Origin of the sequence: Cupriavidus sp. HPC(L), from assembly GCF_000307735.3 — a bacterium.
Taxonomy (GTDB): domain Bacteria; phylum Pseudomonadota; class Gammaproteobacteria; order Burkholderiales; family Burkholderiaceae; genus Cupriavidus.
On the sequence record NZ_AMPR02000259.1, the window covers coordinates 1 to 3,905 of the forward strand.

Below are 3,905 nucleotides of genomic sequence, written 5' to 3' on the forward strand. Positions count from 1 at the left end.
GCGACTTTGCCAATTCCGGTCCGCTCCCGGACGCCCGCGCGCGGCGTGCCGGCGACGCGGACCGCCACCGCCTGCGTACGGCTAAATGGATTACACGCCGCCACCGCTATTCAAGCAGGGCACGTCCGCGTTCGCGCGCCTGGTCATCTTCGTCACGATGGCGCTGGTGCTGCTGGTCGTCGACGCCCGCTTCGATGCGCTGTCCACGGTCCGGCAGGTCGCCGCCACCGTGCTGATGCCGGTCGAGCGCGCGGTGCTGGTGCCGCGCGACATGGCGCGCACCGCGTTCGACTATCTGCAGTCGTCCGCCGCGCTGGCCAGCGAGAACCGCGAGCTGCGCCGGCGCGCGGTGGCCCAGGCCGATGACGCGCTGCGTCAGGCCCAGCTCGAGGCCGAGAACCGCCAGCTGCGCAAGCTGCTTGACCTGAAGGAGCAATCGGCCACACCGGTCACCGCGGCCGAGGTGCTGTACGACGCGCGCGATCCGTACAGCCAACGCATCGTGATCGACCGCGGCAGCCAGCACGACGTGCGGGCCGGCTACCCGGTGATCGACGATCGCGGCGTGGTCGGCCAGGTCACGCGCGTGACGCCGTTCCAGTCCGAAGTCACGCTGCTGACCGACAAGGACCAGGCGATCCCGGTGCAGGTGGTACGCAACGGCCTGCGCAGCATCGCCTTCGGCGGCGGCAAGGCGGGCATGCTGGATCTGCGCTTCATGGCGGCGTCCGCCGATCTGCAGCAGGGCGACCTGCTGGTGACCTCCGGCCTGGACGGCGTCTATCCGGCCGGGCTGCCGGTCGCGCGCATCGTGCAGATCGAACGCAAGGCCGATACCGCGTTCTCGCGCGTCTACTGCGAGCCGGTCGCGGGCGTGCGTTCGCATCGGCAACTGCTGGTGGTGCGCTACGAGGCCGAGAAGCCCTCGCGCGACCTGCCGGCCGGGGCCGACGGCAAGAACGCCGGCGGCAAGGCCAGCAAGACGGACAAGGCGGGCAAGGCCGGCAAGACGGATAAGGCCGATCAGGCCGATAAGCCCGAGAAAGCGGAGAAGGCGCCGAAGGCGGATGCCGCGGCCACGGTCGCCACCGCGGCCGCGCCTTCGACCGCGCCCGGCCAGGAGCAGAAGCGGTGACCCATCCCCAATACCTGCTGCGGCCGGTCAACCCGGCCTTCATCGCGCTGACCTTCGTGCTGGCGTTCCTGTTCAACCTGCTGCCGTGGGGCGACATCCTGTGGGTGCCCGACATGGTGGCGCTGGTGCTGGTGTTCTGGAACATCCACCAGCCGCGCAAGGTCGGCATGGGCGTGGCCTTCGTGCTGGGCCTGCTGATGGACGTGCACGATGCCCGCCTGCTCGGCGAGCACGCGATGGCCTACACGCTGCTGGCGTACTTCGCCATCACGATCCACCGCCGCGTGCTGTGGTTCAGCGTCTATACGCAGGCGCTGCACGTGCTGCCGCTGCTGTTCATCGCGCATGCGGTGCCGGTGGTGATCCGGCTGCTGATGGGCGCGCCGCTGCCCGGCTGGCCGCTGCTGGTCGCGCCCGGCATCGAGGCGCTGCTGTGGCCGCTGGCCACCGGCCTGCTGCTGGCGCCGCAGCGCCGTTCGATCGACGTCGACGAAACCCGGCCGATCTGACGGCATGGCACTTCATTCGCTGTTCCCCTCCGTGCCCCGACCGCCCGTCCACGCAGCACCATGACCGAAATCCGCAACGTCGAACTCGAGCTCGGCCGCTTCCGCCTTCGCGTGGCGGCCGCGGCGCTGTTCGCCGTGATCCTGTTCGGCCTGCTGTTCCTGCGCTTCTTCTGGCTGCAGTGGTACAAGCACGACCAGTATTCGGCCAAGGCCGAGGACAACCGCATCTCGGTGGCGCCGATCGAGCCGAACCGCGGCATCATCATGGACCGCAACGGCATCGTGCTGGCGCGCAACTATTCCGCCTACACGCTCGAGATCACGCCGTCCAAGCTGACGCAGTCGCTGGACGACACCATCGACGAACTGTCCGAGCTGATCGAGATCCAGCCGCGCGACCGCCGGCGCTTCCGCCGGCTGATGGAGGAGTCGCGCAGCTTCGAAAGCCTGCCGATCCGCAGCCAGCTGAGCGACGAGGAGGTCGCGCGCTTCTCCGCGCAGCGCTTCCGCTTTCCCGGCGTCGACGTGCGGGCCCGGCTGTTCCGCCAGTACCCGATGGGCGAATCGGCCTCGCACGTGGTCGGCTATATCGGCCGCATCTCGCAGCGCGACCAGCAGCGCATCGAGGCGATGGACGAGGCCAACGACGCCAATCCGGCCAAGTACGATCCGCGCAAGGACGCCGACAACTACAAGGGCACCAACTACATCGGCAAGATCGGCATCGAGCAAAGCTACGAGACCGAGCTGCACGGGCTGACCGGGATCGAGGAGGTCGAGGTCAGCGCCGGCGGGCGGCCGATCCGCACGCTGTCGACCGCGCCGGCGACGCCGGGCAACAACCTGATCCTGTCGCTCGACATCCGGCTGCAGCAGCTGGCCGAGGCGCTGTTCGGCGACCGCCGCGGCGCACTGGTGGCGATCGAGCCGGCCACCGGCGACATCCTCGCCTTCGTCTCCAAGCCGACCTTCGACCCGAACCTGTTCGTCGAGGGCATCGACACCGCTACCTGGAACGAGCTGAACAATTCGCCGAACAAGCCGCTGCTGAACCGCCCGCTGCGCGGCACCTACCCGCCCGGCTCGACCTACAAGCCGTTCATGGCGCTGGCGGCGCTGGCGACCGGCAAGCGCACCGCGAACTGGGGCATGCACGACCCCGGCTTCTTCACGCTGGGCAACCACACCTTTCGCGACGACAAGCCGGGCGGCCACGGCTGGGTCGACATGCATAGCTCGATCGTCGCGTCGTGCGACACCTATTACTACGCGCTGGCGCGCGACATGGGCGTCAACGCGATCCACGACTTCATGAAGCCGCTCGGCTTCGGCCAGCTGACCGGCATCGATATCGAGGGCGAGAACCGCGGCATCCTGCCGTCGACCGACTGGAAGCGCCGCGCCTACCGCAAGCCGGAGCAGCAAAAGTGGTATGACGGCGAAACCATCTCGCTGGGCATCGGCCAGGGCTACAACAGCTTTACGATCCTGCAGCTGGCGCATGCGACCTCGATCCTGGTCAACAACGGCGTGGTGATGAAGCCCCACCTGGTCAAGGCCATCGAGGACGCGGTCACGCGCCAGCGCCGCCTGACGGTGCCGAAGGAAAGCTACCGGCTGCCGTTCAAGCAGGCCGATATCGACGTGATCAAGCGCGCGATGGTCGGCGTCACGCATTCGGGCACCGCGGCGCGCGTGTTCGCCGGCGCCGCCTACGAGTCGGCCGGCAAGACCGGCACCGCGCAGACCTACTCGCTGGCCAAGGGGGAGAAGTACAACCATCACGCACTGGCCGAGCACAAGCGCGACCACGCGCTGTACACCGCGTTCGCGCCCGCCGACAAACCGAAGATCGCGCTGGCGCTGATCGTCGAGAATGCGGGCTTCGGCGCGGCGCACGCGGCACCGATCGCGCGCAAGGTGATGGATTACTACCTGCTCGGCAAATGGCCCGCCGAACTGGCCGAGATCGCGCCGCCCGCCGCCGAGCGGGCGCACGGCCTGCCGCCGGTCGATACGCCCAGCGTGTTCACCACCGGCCATACCGCCAGCATCGCCAGCGCCAGCGCGATGGGCAACACGCTGGCCAGCGAGGAAGGGGAAGGCAAGCCGGGCGGCAAGGATCAGCACGACAAGGCGGGCGAAGGCGAGGCACGCGAAGGCGGCGCCAGCGCGGTCGCCGCGGCGCCGGACATCGATCCGCAGGCGATCGCACCGGCCTCGGCGCCGGTGACGCTGGGCGAGCGCATGCGCCAGGCGCT

Annotated in this window: 3 protein-coding genes; all 3 read left to right on the top strand. The window is 69.0% G+C overall.

Annotation, left to right across the window (positions count from 1 at the left end; translation table 11 throughout):
• Positions 1–85: 85 nt before the first annotated feature.
• A complete protein-coding gene (mreC, locus tag B551_RS15070; protein WP_006579991.1) occupies positions 86–1,135 on the top strand; it encodes a rod shape-determining protein MreC in 1,050 nt (349 codons plus the stop codon).
• Positions 1,132–1,644, top strand: a complete 513-nt coding sequence (mreD, locus tag B551_RS15075) for a rod shape-determining protein MreD (protein ID WP_006579990.1) — start codon at positions 1,132–1,134, stop codon at positions 1,642–1,644. Before mreC ends, mreD begins: the two co-directional genes overlap by 4 nt.
• A gap of 60 nt (positions 1,645–1,704) precedes the next feature.
• Positions 1,705–3,905 (top strand): penicillin-binding protein 2 (gene mrdA / locus B551_RS15080; RefSeq protein WP_023264442.1); only part of this gene is annotated, 2,201 nt, incomplete at its 3' end.